At 77.0% G+C, this 20,476-nt stretch carries 2 protein-coding genes; both read left to right on the plus strand.

The window, feature by feature from the left end; genetic code table 11:
- The first annotated feature begins 3 nt into the window (after positions 1-3).
- On the plus strand, positions 4-20,175 hold the full coding sequence (locus ACIPLC_RS10075; RefSeq protein WP_400472478.1) for a non-ribosomal peptide synthase/polyketide synthase: 20,172 nt from the start codon (positions 4-6) through the stop codon (positions 20,173-20,175).
- Between the two features lie 76 nt (positions 20,176-20,251).
- A complete protein-coding gene (locus tag ACIPLC_RS10080) occupies positions 20,252-20,455 on the plus strand; it encodes an MbtH family protein (RefSeq protein ID WP_400472479.1) in 204 nt (67 codons plus the stop codon).
- The last annotated feature ends 21 nt before the right edge of the window (positions 20,456-20,476 follow it).

Genomic DNA, 20,476 nt, shown 5'->3' on the forward strand with positions numbered 1-20,476 from the left:
ACCATGACGCCTTCGAAGCGAGACCGCGCCGAGGCCCTGCCCGCCGACCTGCGCGAAGCGCTGCGCCTGCGGCTGGCCGGGCGGTCCGGCGGCGCCCGGGCCGCCGCCGACCGGTCCATCCCGCAAGCCGACCGCAGCCGACCGCTGCCGCCCTCCTTCGTCCAGCAGCGCCTGTGGTTCCTGGACCGGCTGCGCCCCGGCGACCCCCGCTACAACAGCGCGGTCGCCGTACGCTTCACCGGCCCGCTGGACCGCGCGGCGCTCGCCGGGGCGCTGGCCGCCGTCGTGGCCCGCCACGAGGGGCTGCGGACCACCTTCGACGAGGCCGACGGCCGCCCGGTGCAGACCGTGCGGCCGGCCGGGCCGGTGCCGCTGCCCGTCCGGGAGCCGGCCGACGGGGAGACCCTCGACGCGATCCTGCTCCAGGAGTACTCCCGCCCCTTCGACCTCCGGCAGGGGCCGCTGCTGCGGGCCCTGCTGGTGCGCGAGTCGGACCGCTCGCACGTCCTGCAACTGACGGCGCACCACATCGTCACCGACGGCTGGTCGATGGGCGTCGTCCTGGACGAACTGTGCACCGGCTACGAGGCCCTGGCCCGCGGCGCCGCCCCGGACCTGCCCCCGGTGGCGGTCCAGTACCCGGACTTCGCGGTGTGGCAGCGCGAGCAGCTCTCCGGCGCCCGGCTGGAGGGCCAACTGGACCACTGGAGGGCGAAGCTGGCCGGTGCGGTGCCGCCGGAGCTGCCGCTGGACCACCCGCGGCGCGGCGAGGAGGCCGGCCCCGGCGCCGTCCACGCCTTCACCGTCCCCGCGCCGCTCACCGCCCGGCTGCGGGCGCTCGCGGCCGAGCGGCACGGCACCCTGCACACCGCCCTGGTGGCCGCCACCCAGGCGCTGCTGGCCCGCTGGTCCGGCCAGCAGGACATCACCGTCGGCTCCCTGACGCCCGGGCGCTCCCGCACCGAGCTGGAGCGGGCCGTCGGCTGCTTCGTCAACACGGTCGTCCTGCGCACCCGGGTCGAGCCCGCCGGATCCTTCCGCGACCTGCTCGCGGCCGCCACCGAGACCGGCAACGACGCGCTCGCACACGGCGACACGCCCTTCGAACGGATCGTCGAGGCGGTCGGCGCGCCCCGCCAGGCGGGCCGCAACCCGCTGTTCGACGTGCTGGTCCTGCTGCACCCCGCCCCGCCCGAGGCCACCACCCCGCAGGGGCTGGCGGCCACCCCGGTCGCCGTGCCCCGGCAGGCCGCCACCTTCGACCTCAGCGTCGAGTTCGTCCCGGACGGCGAGGCGCTCACCGGCCTGCTGGAGTACCGCGCCGACCTCTTCGACGCGCCCACCGCACGCCGGATGGCCGACCAGCTCCTGCTGCTCCTGGACGGCGCCGCCGCCGAACCGGACCGCCCGCTCGGCACCCTGCCGCTGCTCTCGGCCCGCGAGACCCGGCAGGTCACAGCGGACTGGAACGCCACCGCGCTGCCCGTCGAGGACACCACCTACCCCGAACTGTTCCGGCGCAGGGCCGCCCTGACCCCGGACGCCCCGGCCCTGGTCGCCGGAGCCGAGCGGCTCGACTACGCCACCCTCGACGCCCGCGCCAACCGGCTCGCCCACCACCTGATCGCCCGCGGCGCCGGCCCCGAACGGCTGGTCGCGCTGCGGCTGCCGCGCACCGCCGACATGATCGTGGCGATCCTCGCCGTCTGGAAGGCCGGAGCCGGCTACCTGCCCCTGGACCCGGCCCTGCCGGCCGAACGCCTCCGCTACCTGCTCGACGACGCCGGCCCGGCCCTGGTCCTGGACGAGCAGGCGCTCCGGGCGCTGCCCGCCACCGGCCCGGACACCGACCCCGGCGACGCCGACCGGACCGCCCCGCTGCACCCCTCGAACACCGCGTACGTGCTCTACACCTCCGGCTCCACCGGCCGCCCCAAGGGCGTCGCCGTCCCGCACCGCGCGGTGGTGAACCTGCTCGCCGCCCACCGGGCGGGCTTCGTCGCCGACGCGGGCGGCGGGCCGCTGCGCGTGGCGCTGACGGCCTCGTTCTCCTTCGACACCTCCCTGGAGGGCGTGCTGCTGATGGCCGACGGCCACCCGCTGCACCTGGTCGACGAGACGACCCGGATGGACCCGGCCGCGCTGGTCGAGTACGTCGTGCGGCACCGCGTCGACTTCCTCGACCTGACCCCCTCCTACCTGCGCCAGCTGCTGCCCGCCGGGCTGCTCGACGACCCGCGCCACCGCCCCCGGGTGCTGATGCTCGGCGGTGAGGCCGTCGGGCCCCGGCTCTGGCGCGAACTCGCCGGGCACCCGGACGTCGCCGCCTACAACTACTACGGCCCCACCGAGTGCACGGTCGACGCGCTCGCCTGCCGCATCGCGGGCGGGGGCCGTCCGCTGGTGGGCCGCCCGCTGCCCAACCTGCGGGCCTACGTCCTCGACGACCGGCTCCAGCCGGTGCCGCCCGGGGTGAGCGGCGAACTCCACCTCGCCGGCGCCCAGGTCGCCCGCGGCTACGCCGGCCGCCCGGGGCTGACCGCCGCCCGCTTCACCGCCGACCCGTACGGGCCGCCCGGCGCCCGGATGTACCGGACGGGCGACCTGGCCCGCTGGACGGCCGACGGGAGCCTGGAGTACCTCGGACGCGCCGACGACCAGGTCAAGGTGCGCGGCCACCGGATCGAACCCGGCGAGATCGAGGCGGCGCTGCTCGACCTGCCGCAGGTCGCCGCGGCCGCCGTCGCCGCCGTGCCCGACGCGCGCGGCCACACCCGGCTGGCGGCCTACCTGGTCTTCGCCGACGGCGCGGCCCGTCCGTCCGCCGACCTGCGCGCCGCCCTGCGGCGGGTGCTGCCCGACCACCTGGTGCCGTCCTCCTTCACCGCGCTCGACACCCTGCCGCTCACCACCAGCGGGAAGCTGGACCGCCGCGCACTGCCCGCCCCCGACCTCGAAGGCGAAGGACGGGAAGGGGAGTTCGTCGCCCCGCGCACCCCCGAGGAGGAGACCCTCGCCGGGATCTGGGCCGAGGTGCTGGGCGTGGCGCGGGTGGGCGTCACCGACAACTTCTTCGAACTCGGCGGCGACTCCATCCTGAGCATCCAGGCCGTCTCCCGCGCCCGCGCCGCCGGCCTGTGGATCGGCTCCCAGGACGTCTTCCGCCACCAGACCGTCGCCGACCTGGTCGCCGCCGCCCGCCCGGCCACTGCCCAGGCCGCCCCCCGGGTGCGCCGCGAGGACGGACCGGCCCCGCTCACCCCGGTCCAGGAGTGGTTCTTCGCCGCCCACGGCCCGCTGCGGCACTTCAGCATGTCGATGCTGCTCGACCTGCCGCGCGACCTCGACGAGCCGGCCCTCGAACAGGCGCTGCGGGCGCTACCGGCCGCCCACCCGGCGCTGCGCACCCGGTTCACCCGCGCCGAGGACACCTGGCGCCAGGAGCCGGTCGCGGACCCGGGCACCGGACTGCTGACCAGGCTCGACCCGCCCGCCCCCGGCACCGCCCCCGAGGCCGCCCGGGTCGAGGCCGCCGAAGCCGCCCGCGCCGCCCTGGACCCAGCCACCGGCACCCTGCTGCGCGCCGTCCTGTTCCGCTCCCGCGGCGACGCTCGGCCCCAGCTCTTCCTGACGGCCCACCACCTGGCCGTGGACAGCGTCTCCTGGCGGGTGCTGCTCACCGACCTGGAACAGGCCTACCGGCAGGCGGCGGCGGGCGGGACCCCGCACCTGGAGCCCGAGCACACCCCGTTCACCGACTGGGCCCACCACCTCGCCGAACGGGTCCGGGCCGGAGGCCTCGACGACGACCTGCCCTACTGGAGCGCCGAGACCCGGGCACCGGCCGCCCCGCTGCCCGTCGACCACCCCGGCACCCCCACGGCCGGCTCCGTGCGCACCCTGCGCACCCGGCTCGACCGCGCCACCACCGAGGCCCTGCTGCGGAGAGTCCCCGAGGCCTACCGCACCCAGGTCAACGACGTGCTGCTCAGCGCGCTGGGCCGGGCCCTCGCGGACTGGACGGGCGCCGAGCGGGTGACCGTCGCCCTGGAGGGCCACGGCCGCGAGGAACTGTTCGACGGGGTCGACCTCTCCCGGACCGTCGGCTGGTTCACCACCCAGTACCCCGTCACCCTCGCCCCGGCCGGCCCGGCCGGCGCCCCGGACTGGGCCGCCACCCTCAAGCAGGTCAAGGAGCGGTTGCGCGCCGTGCCCCGCCGGGGCCTGGGCTACGAGGCCCTGGCCCGGCTCGGCTCGCCCGCCGCGGCCGCCCGCGCCCTGCGGGACGTCCCGCTGCCGCAGGTCTGCTTCACCTACCACGGGCAGTGGACGGCCCCCGCGGCCGGGGACTTCGCCCCCGCCGGGGAGGCCCCCGGCCGGGACCTCGCCCCCGAGGAGCCGCTGGACCACCTGCTCGACGTCTCCGCCGTGGTCGCCGACGGCGAACTGGAGCTCACCTGGCACTACAGCGACCAGGCGCACGAGGCGGCCACCGTCCGCGCGCTGGCGCAGGCCACGGCCGCGGCGCTCACCGGCATCGTCGAGCACTGCGCCCGCCCCGGCGCCGGCGGCCGCACCCCCTCCGACTACCCGCTGGCCGGCCTGGACCAGGCCGGGGTGGACCGGATCGCCGGCGACGGGCGGGACGTCGAGGACCTGCTGCCGCTCACCCCGCTCCAGGAAGGCATGCTCTTCCACCGCCTGGTCGGCGGCCCCGACGACGTCTACGTGGACCAGGCCGGCCTGCTGCTGGAGGGCGTGGGCGACCCGCACGCCTTCGCCCTGGCCTGGCAGCGGGTCGCCGACCGCACGCCCGCACTGCGCACCTCGGTGGTGTGGGAGGGCGTCCCCGCGCCCCTCCAGGTCGTGCACCGCGGCGCCCGGCTGCCGGTCACCCACCTGGACCTGCGGGCGGTCGACCCGGGCGAGCGTGCCGACCGGCTGGCCCGGCTGCGCGCGGACGACCTCGCCCGCGGACTGGACCTCGGCACGGCGCCGCTCACCCGGCTCACCCTGGTCCAACTGCCCGAAGCCCGCCTGCAGTTGCTGTGGACCTCGCACCACCTGATCCTGGACGGCTGGAGCCTGGCCCAGGTGCTCACCGAGGTGTTCGAGGAGTACGCGGCCCTCACCACCGGGAGCGTGCCGAAACCGGCGGTGCGCCGGCCCTTCGCCGACTACGTGCGGTGGCTGGCCGGGCAGGACGCCACCGCCGCCCGTGCGTACTGGCAGGGCGTCCTGGCGGGCTTCGGCACCGCCACCCCGCTGCCCGCCGACCGCGTCCGGCGCGAGGCCCACCGGGCCCGCTCGGCGGGCACGCACACCGCCGGCCTGTCGGAGGAGGCCTCCGAGCGGCTGGCCCGCACCGCCCGGCGGGCCGGGCTCACGCTCGGCACCGTGGTGCAGGGCGCCTGGGCCCTGCTGCTGTCCCGGTACAGCGGCGAGCCGGACGTGCTGTTCGGGACCACCGTCTCCGGACGCCCCGACGACCTGCCCGGCGTCGAGTCGATGATCGGCCTGTTCATCAACACCCTGCCCACCAGGGTCCGGGTGGACGGCGGCCGCACCGCCGCCGCCTGGCTGCGCGAGCTCCAGGAGGCCCAGGCCGAGGCCCGGCGCCACGCCGCGGTGTCCCTCGCCGAACTCACCGGCCTCAGCGGCGTGCCGTCCGGCGGCGCGCTGTTCGACAGCATCGTCGCCTTCGAGAACTACCCCTTCGACGACGCCCGCACGGCCGGCAGCGGAGTGCGCCTGGTGGAGGTCACCTCCCGGGACGCCACCAACTACCCGCTCGTCCTGCGCGCCTACCAGGGCGGGCACTTCGGCTTCGACCTCGCCTACGACCCGGAGCTGTTCGACGCCGCGACGGTCCGCGCCCTCGCCGAGCGGCTCTGCCTGCTGCTCACCGAACTGGCCGCCGGGCTGGACCGGCCGCTGCGCGCCCTGGAGTGGACGACCGCGCAGGAGCGGAGGCGGCTGCTGACCGAGTGGAACGGCACCGCGCAGGGCCGCCCCGACCGGACCCTGGTCGACCTCTTCGAGGCGCAGGCCGCCCGCACCCCGCACGCCGAGGCCGTCACCTGCGGCGACGAGCACCTCGACTACGCCACCCTGGACGCGCGGGCCGGCCGGCTCGCCCACCGGCTGGCCGAACTCGGCGCCGGGCCCGAGCGGTTCGTGGCCCTCGCGCTGCCCCGCACGGCCGACCTGGTCGTGGCCGTCCTCGCCGTCCTCAAGACGGGCGCGGCCTACCTGCCGCTCGACCCGGGCCTGCCCGCCGAACGCCGCGCCCGACTGCTGGGCGACGCCGCCCCGGTGGCCCTGCTGACCCACGCGCCCGGCGGGCCGTCCGAGAGTGGGGTGCCCGTGCTCTCCCTCGCCGACCCGCAGCTACGCGCCGACCTGGCCGGGCGCCCGGCCGCCCCGCTCGCACCCGGGCACCGCCCGCTGCCGGACAGCCCCGCCTACGCCATCTTCACCTCCGGCTCTACCGGCCGCCCCAAGGGCGTCGTGGTGCCGCACGCCAACGTGGTGCGGCTGTTCGAGCAGACCCGGGACGTGCTCGGCTTCGGCGCGCAGGACGTCTGGACGCTGTTCCACTCCTACACCTTCGACTTCTCGGTCTGGGAGCTGTGGGGCCCGCTGCTGCACGGCGGCCGGCTCGTCGTCGTGCCCGAGGACACCGCCCGCTCCCCGGAGGACTTCCTGCGGCTGCTCGCCGACGAACGGGTCACCGTCCTCAACCAGACCCCGTCCGCCTTCCACCCGCTGGCCCGCGCCGACGCCGAACACCCCGAGCTCTCCCGCCGGCTGGTGCTGCGCACGGTGGTCTTCGGCGGCGAGGCGCTGGACGCCACCCGCCTCGCCGACTGGTACGACCGCCACCCGCAGGACGCGCCGCGCCTGGTGAACATGTACGGCATCACCGAGACGACCGTGCACGTCACCCACGCCCCGCTGGACCGCGCGACCGCCGCCGCCGGCGGCCCCGCGCCGATCGGCACCGGCATCCCGGACCTGCGGCTGTACGTCCTCGACGCCGACCTGGCCCCGGTGCCCCCGGGCGCCGTGGGCGAGCTGTACGTGGCGGGGGAGGGCCTGGCCCGCGGCTACCTCAACCGGCCCGGCCTGACCGCCACCCGCTTCCTCGCCGACCCCTTCGGCGCCCCGGGCACCCGGATGTACCGCACCGGCGACCGGGCGCGCCGGCAGGCCGACGGCACCCTGTGCTACCTGGGCCGCGCGGACGACCAGGTGAAGATCCGCGGTTACCGGATCGAACCCGGCGAGATCGAGGCCGCCCTCCAGACCCACCCGGGCGTGGGCCTCGCCACCGTGGGCGTGTACCAGGACGCCTCCGGCACCCGCCGGCTGGTGGCCCACGTCCTCCCCGGCGAGGGCGCGGCGCACCCCCCGGCCGCCGCCGAACTGCGCGCCCACCTCGAACGGCTGCTGCCCGCCTACCTGGTGCCCGCCGCGTACGTCCCGCTGGCGGCCCTGCCGCTCACCCCCAACGGCAAGCTCGACCGGCGCGCGCTGCCCGCGCCCGGCCCGGCGGGCTTCGCCGCCGGCCGGGAGCGCACCGCGCCCCGCACCCGCGCCGAGCAACTGGTCGCCGCGGCCTGGGCGGAGGTCCTGGACACCGGGGAGATCGGCGTCGAGGACGACTTCTTCGCCCTGGGCGGCGACTCCATCCTCGCCGTCCGGGTCACCGCCCGGCTGCGCGCGGCGTTCCGGGCCGCGGACCTCTCGCCCCGGCTGCTGTTCACCCACCCGGTGCTGGCGGACCTGGCCGACGCCCTCGGTGCCCTCGACGCCCTCGGCTCCCTCGGTGGGTCGGACGGCTCGCCGGTCCCGGTCATCCCGGCCGCCGACCCGGCGGCCGAGCCGCCGCTGTCGTACGCCCAGCAGCGGATCTGGTTCCTCGACCGGTTCGAGCCGGGCAGCACCGAGTACACCTCGCTGTCCGTGCTGCGCCTGCGCGGAGCGCTCGACCGGGCCGCGCTGGGCACCGCCCTCGACGCCCTGGTCGCCCGGCACGAGGCACTGCGGACCACCTTCGCCGAGCGGGACGGCCGCGCCCGGCAGGTGGTGCGCCCGCCGCAGCCGGTCGAGCTGCCGTGCGAAGACCTCGCCGGGGCGCCCCCGGCGGCCCTGGACGCGCTGCTGGAGCGGATCGCCGCCACCCCGTTCGACCTGGCCGGCGGGCCCCTGCTGCGCGCCCGGCTGGTCCGGACGGCCGGGGACGAGCACGTGCTCGCCCTGGCCGTGCACCACATCGCCACCGACGGCTGGTCGATGGGCGTCCTGGGCCGTGACCTGGGCGAGCTGTACGCGGCGGCCCGCGAGGGGCGCCCGCCGCGGCTGCCCGCGCTGCCCGTGCGGTACACCGACTACGCGGCCTGGCAGCGCGCGCGCACCGACCTCGCCGAGGCGGACCTCGCCCACTGGCGCCGGGCCCTGGACGGCCTGCCCCCGCTGGAGCTGCCCACCGACCGGCCGCGCCCGGCCGTGCGCACCCGGGGCGGCGCACTGGCCGCCTTCACCCTGCCCGCCGGGCTGACCGCGCGGCTGCGCGAGCGGGGCCGGGAGGCCGGCGGTACCCTCTACACCGCCCTCCTGGCGGCCTGCCAGGTGCTGCTGGCCCGCTGGTCCGGGCAGCAGGACATCGCGGTCGGCACCGTCACCTCGGGCCGTGAGCACGGCGAACTCCACGACGTGGTCGGCATGTTCGTCAACACCCTGGTGCTGCGCGGCACCGTCCGCCCGGAGCTGTCGTTCCGCGAGCTGCTGGCCGCCGCCCACGGCACCGTCCTGGACGCCCTCGCCCACCAGGAGGTGCCCTTCGAACGGCTGGTGGACGCCCTCCAGCCGGAGCGCGACACCAGCCGCACGCCGCTCTTCCAGGTCATGGTGGCCCTGCACAACCTCGGCGCCGAGGTGCCGAACCTGCCGGGCCTGGCGGTGGAGCCGGTCACCCCGCCGGTCCACGGCGCCACCTTCGACCTCTCCTTCGACTTCGTCGAGCGCGACGGCGGCCTGACCGGCTACCTGGAGTACAACACCGGGCTGTTCGACGCGCGGACCGCCGAGCGCCTGGCCGCCTGGCTGGGCACCCTGCTGGAGGCCGCGGCCGAGGCACCGGAGACGGCCGTCGGGGCGCTGCCGCTGATGACGGCCGACGAACGGCGCCGGGTGCTGCGGCAGGGGCGCGGCACGCCGCTGCCCGCGCCGGACACCACCTTCCCCGCCCTGTTCGAGGCGCAGGCCGCCCGTACCCCGGACGCCACCGCCCTGGTCGCCCGGGACGCCACCCTCGACTTCGCCGCCCTCAACGCGCGGGCCAACCGGCTCGCCCGCCACCTCGCCGCCCTCGGCGCCGGCCCGGAGCAGGTGGTCGCCGTCCGGCTGCCGCGCACCTCGGACCTGCTGGTGGCGCTGTTCGCGGTGCTCAAGGCGGGCGCCGCCCTGCTCTTCGTCGACCCGGACCTGCCCGAGGAACGGGCCGCCCTCCTCCTCGACGACACCCGGCCCCGGGTGGTGCTGACCGGGCAGGCCCTGCGCGAGGTGCCGTGGGACGCGCTGCCCGCCCACGACCTGACCGACGCCGAGCGGACCACCCCCCTGCTGCCGCAGCACGCCGCCTACCTCGTCCACACCTCCGGCTCGACCGGCCGCCCCAAGGGCGTCGTCGTCGAACACCGCCACCTGGTCAACCTCTGCCGGGACCACCAGGAGGGCCTGGTCGCGCCGCACACCGCCGACGGCGGGCGGCTGCGGGCCGCGCTCAGCGCCTCGTTCTCCTTCGACACCAGCTGGGAGGGCCCGCTGCTGCTCGCACTGGGCCAGGAACTCCACCTGATCGACGAGGACGTCCGGCTGGACCCGCAGGCGTTCTGCGCCCAGGTCGTCGAACGCCGCCTGGACCTGGTCAACGTCACCCCCTCCTTCCTGCGCGAACTCACCACCGCCGGACTGCTCGCCCCCGGCCCGCACCACCCGCGCCTGCTGCTGGTCGGCGGCGAGGCCGTCCCCGCCGCCACCTGGCGGGAACTCTGCGCGGCCCACGCGGACCTCGGCGTCACCGCCTACAACATGTACGGGCCCACCGAGTGCACCGTCGACGCCGCCTACGCCCGGTGCGCGGACCACCCCGAGCGCCCGGTCATCGGCCGCCCCGGCCGCAACCTGAGCGCCTACCTGCTCGACGGCGCGCTGCGGCCGGTGCCGCCCGGCATGCCGGGCGAGCTGTACCTGGCGGGGGACCAGGTGGCCCGCGGCTACCTGAACCGGCCGGGGCTGACGGCCGCCCGCTTCCTCGCCGACCCCTACGGCCCGCCCGGGGCCCGGATGTACCGCACCGGCGACCTGGCCCGCTGGGACGCGCACGGGCACCTGGAGTTCCTGGGCCGGGCCGACGAACAGGTCAAGGTCCGCGGGTTCCGGATCGAGCCCGGGGAGGTGGAGGCCGCCCTGCTCGCCCACCCGGACGTCGCCGACTGCGCGGTCGCCGCGCGCGAGCACGCCGGCCGTACGGTGCTCGTCGGCTACCCGGTGCCCGCCGGCCGCCGCGTGCCGACCGCCGAGGAACTGCGGGCCTGGCTGCGGCGGACGCTGCCCGACCACCTGGTGCCCGTCGCGTTCGTCCCGCTGGCCCGAATACCCCGGACCACCGGCGGCAAGACCGATCGGCGCGCGCTGCCCGCGCCGCCCGCCCAGCCCGACCGCACCACCCCGTACGTCGCGCCGCGGCCCGGCGTCGAGGAGCGGCTCGCCGCGATCTGGGCCGAGGTGCTGGGCGTGGAGCGCGTCGGCGCCCGGGACAACTTCTTCGCGCTCGGCGGCGACTCCATCCTCAGCATCCAGATCGTCTCCCGCGCCCGCGCCGCCGGGCTCGCCCTCACCACCAAGGATGTCTTCCGGCACCAGAACATCGCCGAACTCGCGCTGTGTGCAGGAGATCTGACTGAGCGTCAAGATGGTGGCGAGGTCGAGCCCAGCGAGGCGCCGCTCACCCCGATCCAGCACTGGTACCTCGACGGCCGCCGCCCCGGTGACGCCCTGCGCTTCACCATGACCCAGCGCCTGGAACTGGCCCCCGGCACCGACCCGGCGGCCCTGCGCCGGGCGGTGCTGGCCCTGGTGGAGCACCACGCGGCCCTGCGAACCCGCTTCCACCGCACCGAGGCCGGCTGGCGTCAGGAGGTGCTCGCGCAGGGGGCGGACGGTGTCTTCACCCACCACGACGTCAGCCGCCCGGACCTCGCCGGCCATGACGCGGAGGCGCAGGTCCAGCGCGCCACCGACGAGGCCCAGCGCTCCCTCGACCCGGTCGAGGGCCGGTTGCTGCGGGCCCTGTTCTTCGACCCCGGCCCCCGACAGTCGGGCCAACTCGTCCTCACCGTCCACCACCTGGCCGTGGACGGCGTCTCCTGGCGCATCCTGCTGGCCGACCTCGAAGCGGCGTACCGCACGGCCCGCGCCGGAGCACCCGTCGCCCTGCCGCCGACGGGCACGTCCTACGGCCGCTGGGCCACCCGGCTGGAGCGGCACACCCGCGCTGGCGCCCTGGACGGCGACCTCGGCCACTGGACGCGCACCGGCGCGGCCCCGGCCGACCTGCCCGCCGGCCGCCCCGTCCCTGACGCCGACGCCCCCAACGCCCACGCCACCGCTGCCAACACCCACGCCACCGCCGCCACCGTCGAAGTGACGCTGGACGAACGGACCACCGGGGCACTGCTGCGCCGCGTCCCCGAGGTCTACCGCACCCAGGTCAACGACGTCCTGCTCAGCGCCCTGGGCCGCACCCTGGCCCGCTGGTGCGGCCGGGACACCGTGCTGGTCGGGGTGGAGGGGCACGGCCGCGAGGACCTCTTCGAGGACCTGGACCTCGCCCGGACGGTGGGCTGGTTCACCGCCGAGTTCCCGCTCGCCCTGCGGGTCGACCCCGACGCCGGGTGGCACGACACCCTGCGCTCGGTCAAGGAGCAGCTGCGCGCCGTCCCGCTGCGCGGACTCAGCCACGGCGCGTTGCGCCACCTGCGGCCGGACGGCCCGCTCACGGGTGCGGTGGCGCCGCAGGTCGGCTTCAACTACCACGGCCAGTGGGACACCCGCGGCGGCGCCGACGGCCTGGTCCGCGGTGCGCTGCCCCCGGCCGGGCGCGACACCGACCCCGACGAGCCCCGGCCCTACCTGCTGGACATCACCGGCGCGGTCCAGGACGGCCGCCTCGAACTGGCGTGGACCTACCCCGCCGCCGTCTACGACGAGGCGACCGTCCGCGGGCTCGCCGAGGAGATGTGCGCCGCGCTGCACGAGCTGGCCGCGCACTGCGCCCGCCCGGACGCCGGCGGCCGCACCCCCTCGGACTTCCCGCTGGCCGGACTCGACCAGGACCGGCTGGACCGGCTCGTCGGCGACGGGCGCGAGACCGACGACGTGCTGCCGCTGACCCCGTTGCAGTCCGGCATGCTCTTCCACGGGCTCGTCGACACCGACGGCGCCTACGTCGACCGGATCGCGGTGCGCCTGGCCGGCGTCGCCGACCCGCGGGCCTTCGCCGAGGCCTGGCAGCAGGTCGCCGACCGCACCCCGGCACTGCGTTCGAGTGTTCACTGGCGGGGCCTGCCGCACCCCGTCCAGGTGGTCGCCCGGCACGCCGCACTGCCCGTCCGCCACCTCGACTGGCGCGACCTGGCACCCGGACGGCGGGCCGACCGGACGGAACGGCTGCTCGCCGAGGAGCGCGCCGCCGGGATGGACCTCGCCACCGCGCCGCTCACCCGGCTGGCCCTGGCCGCGCTGCCCGGCGACGAGGTCCTGCTGCTGTGGTCCACCCACCATCTGATCCTGGACGGCTGGAGCACCGGACAACTGCTCACCGAGGTGTGCGAGGAGTACGCCGCGCTGACGGGCGGCCCGCAGGCGCCCCGGCCGGTCCGACGGCCGTTCGCGGACTTCCTGGGCTGGCTGCACGACCGGGACGGGGAGGCGGCCGAGGCCCACTGGCGCGGCCTGCTGGCCGGGTTCACCGGCCGGACCCCGCTGCCGTACGACCGCCCGCCGACCCGGGCCCACCGCGCCCGCTCCAGCGCCGCCGTCCACCGCGAACTGGACGAGGCGCTCTCCCGGCGGCTGCGCGAGAACTCCGCCGCTGCCGGACTGACCGTCAACACCGTGGTGGAGGGCGCCTGGGCGCTGCTGCTGGCCCGCTACAGCGGCGGCGACGACGTGGTCTTCGGCACCACCGTGTCCGGGCGCCCGGCCGAACTGCCCGGCGTCGAGTCGATGATCGGCCTGTTCATCAACACCGTGCCGACCCGGGTCCGGCTGGCCTCCGGCGGCGTGCGGCCCTGGCTGCGGGAGCTTCAGGAACGCCAGAGCGACGGCCGCCGCTTCGACCACCTGGCACTGCCGCGCGTCCAGGCCCTGAGCGACCTGCCCGCCGGGGAGCCGCTGTTCGACAGCATGGCGGTCTTCGAGAACTATCCCGTCGACGAGTCGGCCGCCGACCGGACCGGGGTGCGGGTGGTCGAGGTGCGCGCCGACGACGCCACCACCTTCCCCTGGTGCCTGCGCGCCCACCTGGCCGAGCGGCTCGGCTTCGACCTGGCCTACGACCCCGCGCTCTTCGACCACCGGACGGCCCAGGACGCGGCCGACCGCCTGGTCCTGCTGCTGGCCGCCCTCGCCGACGGCCTCGACGGCGACCTCGCCGAACTGGACCGGCTCACCCCCGCCGACCGGGCCGTGCTGGCCTCCTGGCACGGCACCGCCCGCCCGTCGGCGCCGCGCAGCCCGCTCCAGGTCTTCGCCGAGCAGGTCCGGCGCACCCCCGGCGCGCCCGCCGTGCGCGACGGCGACCGCGAGCTGACCTACCGCCAACTCGACGACTGGTCCGACCGCCTGGCGGCCCGGCTGCTGGCCGACGGCCTGGCCCCCGAAGACCGGGTGGCGCTGCTGATGGACCGCTCCGCCGAACTCGTCGCCGCCCAGCTGGCCGTCCTCAAGGCGGGCGGTGCCTACCTGCCCGTCGACCTCCGGGCCCCCGAGGAGCGCCGCCGCGCCCTGCTCGACCAGGTCGGCGCCGCCCTGCGGCTCACCGCCGAGCAGGTCGCCGCCGCGCGCACCGGCGCGGCCGGGCCGGTGGCGGCGGCGCTGCCGCCCGCCGACCCCGACCGGCTGGCGTACGTGATGTTCACCTCGGGCTCCACCGGGGTGCCCAAGGCGGTGGCGGTACGGCACCGCGACGTGGCCTCGCTCGCCACCGACAGCCGCTTCGCCGACGGCCGCTGCGCACGGGTGCTGCTGCACTCGCCGGTCGCCTTCGACGCCGCCACCTTCGAGGTCTGGGCGCCGCTGCTGGGCGGCGGCTGCGTGCTCGTCGCCCCCGACGGGCCGGTGGACGCCGCCCTGCTGCGGCGGCTCGCCGGACCGGACGGGCCGACGGCGCTGTGGCTCACCGCCGGGCTCTTCCGGCTGCTCGCCCAGGACGCGCCGGACTGCTTCGCGGGCCTGCGCACGCTGTGGACCGGCGGGGACGTGGTGCCCGCCGCCGCGGTGCGCCGCGTCCTGGCGGCCTGCCCCGGGCTGACCGTGGTGGACGGCTACGGGCCCACCGAGACCACGACCTTCGCCACCGCCTTCGCCGTCGCGGAGGCGGCGGCGGTGCCCGACACCCTGCCGATCGGCCACCCCCTGGACGACCGCCGCGTCCACGTCCTCGACCGGCGCCTGCGGCCCGTCCCGCCGGGCTGCGCGGGCGAACTGTACGTGGCCGGCGAGGGCGTGGCCCGCGGCTACCTGGGCCGGCCCGGCGAGACCGCGGCCCGCTTCCTCGCCGACCCCTCCGGCCCGCCCGGCGCCCGGATGTACCGCACCGGCGACCTGGCCAGGCGGCGCCCGGACGGCACCGTCGAGTTCCTGGGCCGCGCGGACGACCAGGTGAAGATCCGCGGCTTCCGGGTCGAGCCCGGGGAGGTGGAGGCCGCACTCGCCCGCCACCCGCGGCTCACCGACGTCGCCGTGGTCACCCGCGAGGACCGGCCCGGCGCCCGGCGCCTGGTGGCCTACGTGGTCGGCCCGGCGGGCGCCGAACCCGAGGAGCTGCGGGCCTTCGCCGCCCGCGCGCTGCCCGACTACCTCGTCCCCGCCGCCTTCGTCCCGCTCGCCGCCCTCCCGCTCAGCCGCAACGGCAAGGTCGACCGGGCGGCCCTCCCGGCGCCGGACGAGGAGCACGGGAGCGGACGCCGCGAGCGGGTCGAGCCGCGCACCGAGGCCGAACGCCGCACCGCCGAGGTCTTCGGGGACGTCCTGGGCATCCGGCCGCCCGGAGTGGAGGACGGCTTCTTCGAGCTGGGCGGCGACTCCATCCTCAGCATCCGGCTCGCCGCCCGCCTGGCCGAGGCCTTCGGCGCCGACCTCACCCCCCGCGCCGTGTTCGACCACCCCACGCCGGCCGGCCTGGCCCGCCTGCTCACCGAGGAGCAGGGCCACCGGGGCGGCCCGGGGCGCCCGCCCGTCCTCCCGGTCGCCCGCGACGGCGCGGCACCGATGTCCTACGCCCAGCAACGCCTGTGGTTCCTGGAGGAGTTCGCGCCCGGCGGCGCCGAGTACGTCACCGCGCTCGCGCTGCGCCTGCGCGGCGCCCTGGACGCCGACGCCCTCGGCGCGGCCCTGCGCGCCCTGGCGGCCCGGCACGAGTCGCTGCGCACCACCTTCGACAGCGTCGACGGCCACGGCGTCCAGCTCGTCCACCCGCCGCAGGACGTGCCGCTGCCGCTGCACGACCTGTCCGGCCTGCCGGAGGAGCCGCGAGCGGCGGCCCTGCGCCGCCTGCTCGCCGCCGAACGGGCCCGCCCCTTCGACCTGCGCCGCGGACCGCTGCTGCGCACCGCCCTGGTGCGGCTGGCCGAGGGCGACCACGTGCTGGCCCTGACCCTGCACCACATCGTCACCGACGGCTGGTCGACCGCCGTCCTGCTCACCGATCTGGCCCACCTCTACCGCGCCGAACTCGGTTCCGGGGAGAGCCGGTTGGCGCCGCTGCCGGTGCAGTACGCCGACTACGCGCACTGGCAGCGCACGGTCGGCGCCGTCGGGGTCGACCAACTCGCCTACTGGAAGGAGCAGTTGGCCGATGTCTCGACGCTGCGCCTGCCCACCGACCGGCCTCGGCCCGCCGTGCGCACCACCCACGGGGCCACCGCCCGCCTGGAGCTGCCCGCCGACACGGCCCGCCGACTGGCCCGGGTCGGCCGGGAGCGCGGCGCCACCCTGTTCACCACCCTGGTCGCCGCCGCGCAGGCCTACCTCGCCCGGCTCGGCGGCGACCAGGACATCGCCGTCGGCACCGTCACCTCAGGCCGCGAGCAGGCGGAGACCCAGAGCCTCGTCGGCTTCTTCGTCAACACCCTGGTGCTGCGCTCGCGGGTGGAACCCGCGCAGCCCTTCGGCGACTTCCTCGGCGCGGTCCGGCAGACCGTCCGGGACGCCTTCGCCCACCAGGACGTGCCGTTCGAGCGCGTGGTCGACGAGGTGCAGCCGGTGCGCGACACCAGCCGCAGCCCGCTCTTCCAGGCCCTGGTCGTCCTCCAGAACACCCCGGCCGCCGACCTCGACCTCCCGGGCCTGCACGTGACCGACGTCGAGACCGACAGCACGCAGGCGGCCTTCGACCTCGCGCTGGAGTTCGCGGAGGCCGACTCCGGCGCGCTGCACGGCCTGATCACCTACAACACCGACCTGTTCGACCCGGCCACGGCCGAGCGGATGGCCGGGCAGCTCGCCACCCTGCTCACCGCCGTCGCCGAGGACCCAGATCGCGCCATCGGTGCGCTGCCGCTCGCCGGTGGCGACCAGCTGGCCGTCGAACTGGACCGGGCGCGCGGAACCTTCCGCCCCGTCCCCGAGGCGACCCTGGCCGAACTCTTCGAGCGGCAGGCCGCCCGCACCCCCGACGCGGTGGCGCTGCTCGACGGCGGCCGCGAGCTGACGTACGCCGAGGTGGACCGGGCGGCCAACCGGCTGGCCCACCGGCTCATCCGGCGCGGCGTGGGGCCGGAGCGGCTGGTCGCCCTCGCCCTGCCCCGCTCGGCGGCGGCGGTGGTGGCCCAGCTCGCCGTCGCCAAGGCCGGCGGCGCCTTCCTCCCGGTGGACCCTGACTATCCGGCGCCGAGGCGGGAGTTCATGGTGCGCGACGCGGGCGCCCACCTGGTGCTCGACGACCCGGCCGAGGTGTGGTCCGCCGACGGGCCGCAGACCCCGCCCACCGACGCCGACCGCGCCACCGACCGCGACACCGCGCCCACCGACGCCGACCGCGTCACCCCGCTCACCCCCGGACACCCGGCCTACGTCATCTACACCTCCGGATCGACCGGCACGCCCAAGGGCGTCCTGGTGACCCACGCCGGACTCGCCGCCTTCGCGGCGGCCGCCGCCGAGCAGTACACCGCGGGCCCCGGGGACCGGGTGCTCCAGTTCGCCTCGCCCAGCTTCGACGCCTCCGTCCTGGAGCTGTGCGTCTCGCTGCTCAGCGGGGCCGCCCTGGTCACCGGGGAGGAGGGGCCGCTCGTCGGCGAGCGGCTGGCCGAAGTCCTGGCCGGACGGCACATCAGCCATGCCCTGATCCCCCCGGCGGCCCTGGCCACGGTGGACCCGGAGACGGCCGCGGCACTGCCCGCCCTGCGCACCCTGGTCGTCGGCGCGGAGGCCTGCCCGGCCGATCTGGTCGACACCTGGGCCCCCGGCCGCCGGATGATCAACTCCTACGGCCCCACCGAGGCCACCGTGGTCGCCACCTGGACCGGCCCGCTGTCGCCGGGCACCGGCGCACCCGCGATCGGCCGCCCCAGCGGCGCCACCCGCGGCTACGTCCTGGACGCCGCCCTGCGGCCGGTGCCGCCCGGCGTGACCGGAGAGCTCTGGCTGGCCGGCCCCGGCCTCGCCCGCGGCTACCTCGGCCGCCCGGGGCTGACGGCCGGGCGGTTCCTCGCCGACCCGTTCGGCGCGCCGGGCGAGCGCATGTACCGCACCGGCGACCTCGCCCACCGGGGCACCGACGGCGAACTGCGCTTCGCCGGACGCGTCGACGACCAGATCAAGCTGCGCGGCTTCCGGATCGAACCGGGAGAGATCGAGAGCGCGCTGCGCCGCAGCCCCCTGGTGCGCGACGCCGTCGTCACCGTGCGCGCCGACTCCCCCGGGAACGGTACGGGCTCCGGGGCCGGGCGGCTGGTCGCCTACGTCGTTCCGGCGGACGGGGCCGGCACGGGCGGGCCTGGCGCGGACGGTGCGGACGGCGCGGGCGGGACTGGCAGGGGCGGGGACGAGGCCGCCGGGGGCGTACCCGCCGTGGAACTGCGCGCCCACCTGGCCGGGCTGCTGCCGCCGCACCTCGTCCCGTCGGTGTTCGTGCCGCTGGAACGGCTGCCGCTCACCCCGAACGGCAAGACCGACCGGCGGGCCCTGCCCGAACCCGGGCCCGCGCAGGCCGCGGCCGGTCCGCGCCGGGAGCCGGGCACCGACACCGAACGCCGGATCGCCCGGATCTGGGCCGACGTCCTGGGCATCGAGGAGGTCGGCGCCGACGACAACTTCTTCCTGCTCGGCGGCGACTCCATCCTCAGCATGCAGGTGGTGTCGAGGCTGCGCCGGGACGGCCTGTACCTGGCCACCCGGGAGCTCTTCACCCACCAGACGGTGGCCGAACTGGCCACCGTCGTGCGTACCGCCCCCGACCGCGAGGACGACGGTCCGGTGACCGGGGACGTGCCGCTCACCCCCATCCAGGAGTGGTTCCTGACCACCCCGCGCGCCGCCCACCACCACTTCAACCAATCGACCCTGCTCGAACTCGGCACCGACCCGGACCCGCGGGCACTGCGGGCCGCGCTGGACGCCCTGCTCGAACACCACGACGCCCTGCGCATGCGCTTCACCCACGACGGGACGGGCTGGCACCAGTTCAACCCGCCGCCGGCCGCCGCCGAGGACGTCCTCGTCCGGTACGACCTGACCGGGCAGAGCGCCGAGGCCGCCGACGCGGCCATGGCCAAGGCGGCCGACGAACTGCACGCCGGCTTCGACCTGGCCCGGGGCCCGCTGCTGCGGGCGGCCCTGTTCACCGGCGCCCCGGACCGCCCGGCGCTCCTGCTGCTGGTCGCCCACCACCTGGTCGTCGACGCCGTCTCCTGGCGCCTGCTGCGCGACGACCTGGAGAGCGCCTACCGGCAGGCCGTCCTGGGCACGGCGATCACGCTGGGGGAGCGCGGCACCTCCTACCGGGACTGGGCGCACCGGCTCGCGGCCCATGTCGCCGACGGCGGCCTGGACCACGAACTGCCCTACTGGGACGAGGCGGTGGGCGCCGCCGAGGCCCTGCCCGGCCGACCCGCCGAGCCGAGTGCCGCCGAGTCCGGTGCCGTCGAGCCCGCTGCCGTTGAGCCCGCTGTCGTCGAGACCGGTGCCGTCGAGACCGCGACGGTCACCGTCGAACTGGACGAGGCGGACACCGAGGCGCTGCTGCGCGCAGCCCCGGCGGCCTACCGCACCCGCGTCAACGACGTGCTGCTGGCCGCCCTCGCCCTGGCGCTGGCCCGCTGGACCGGCCGCCAGCGGATCCGCCTGGACCTGGAGGGGCACGGCCGGGAGGACGTCGTGGAGGGCGTGGACCTGTCCCGCACGGTCGGCTGGTTCACCACCATGCACCCGGTGACCTTCCACGTCCCCGACCCCGAGGACCTCGGCCCGGACCGCGACTGGCGGGCCCTGGTGAAGTCGGTCCGCCGCCAACTGCGCGCCGTGCCGGGGAACGGGCTGGGCTTCGGCGCCCTGCGCACCTTCGGCCCGCCCGAGGTCCGCGAGCGCCTCGCCGCCGGCGCGCACGGCCAGGTGGTCTTCAACTACCTCGGCCAGTGGGACGCGCGGCCCGAGACCGCCGGCGACGGCCTGGTCCGCGCCGAGCACGGCTCCTTCGGGCAGGACCACGACCCCCGCGACGGCGGCTCGCACCCGGTGGAGGTGGTGGGCGCGGCGCAGCACGGGCGGCTCGCCTTCACCTGGCACCACCGCCCCGCCCTCCACGGCACGGCGACCGTGCGCCGGGCGGCCGAGGAGTTCGCCGCGGCGTTGCGGCACATCGCCCGGCACGCCCGGGGAGGACGGTGACGGACGACCACCCACCGCTGTGAGACCACCGCTGGAACCCACCGCTGGAAACCCGACAACGACGAAGGAGCACGTCATGGACGAGAACACCCGCTACCAGGTGCTGCGCAACGACGAGGAGCAGTACTCCCTCTGGCCGGTCGACATCGACGTGCCCGCCGGCTGGCAGCCCGTCGGCCAGGAGGGCACCGAGGCGGAGTGCACCGCCTACGTCGACGAGGTGTGGACCGACATGCGGCCGCGGAGCCTGCGCGAGCGCATGGAGAACGCCGGATCCTGACCGGCCGTAGGACGGGGCCGC

The sequence above is a fragment of the Kitasatospora sp. NPDC086801 genome (assembly GCF_044745805.1).
In the GTDB taxonomy this organism is placed as follows: domain Bacteria; phylum Actinomycetota; class Actinomycetes; order Streptomycetales; family Streptomycetaceae; genus Kitasatospora.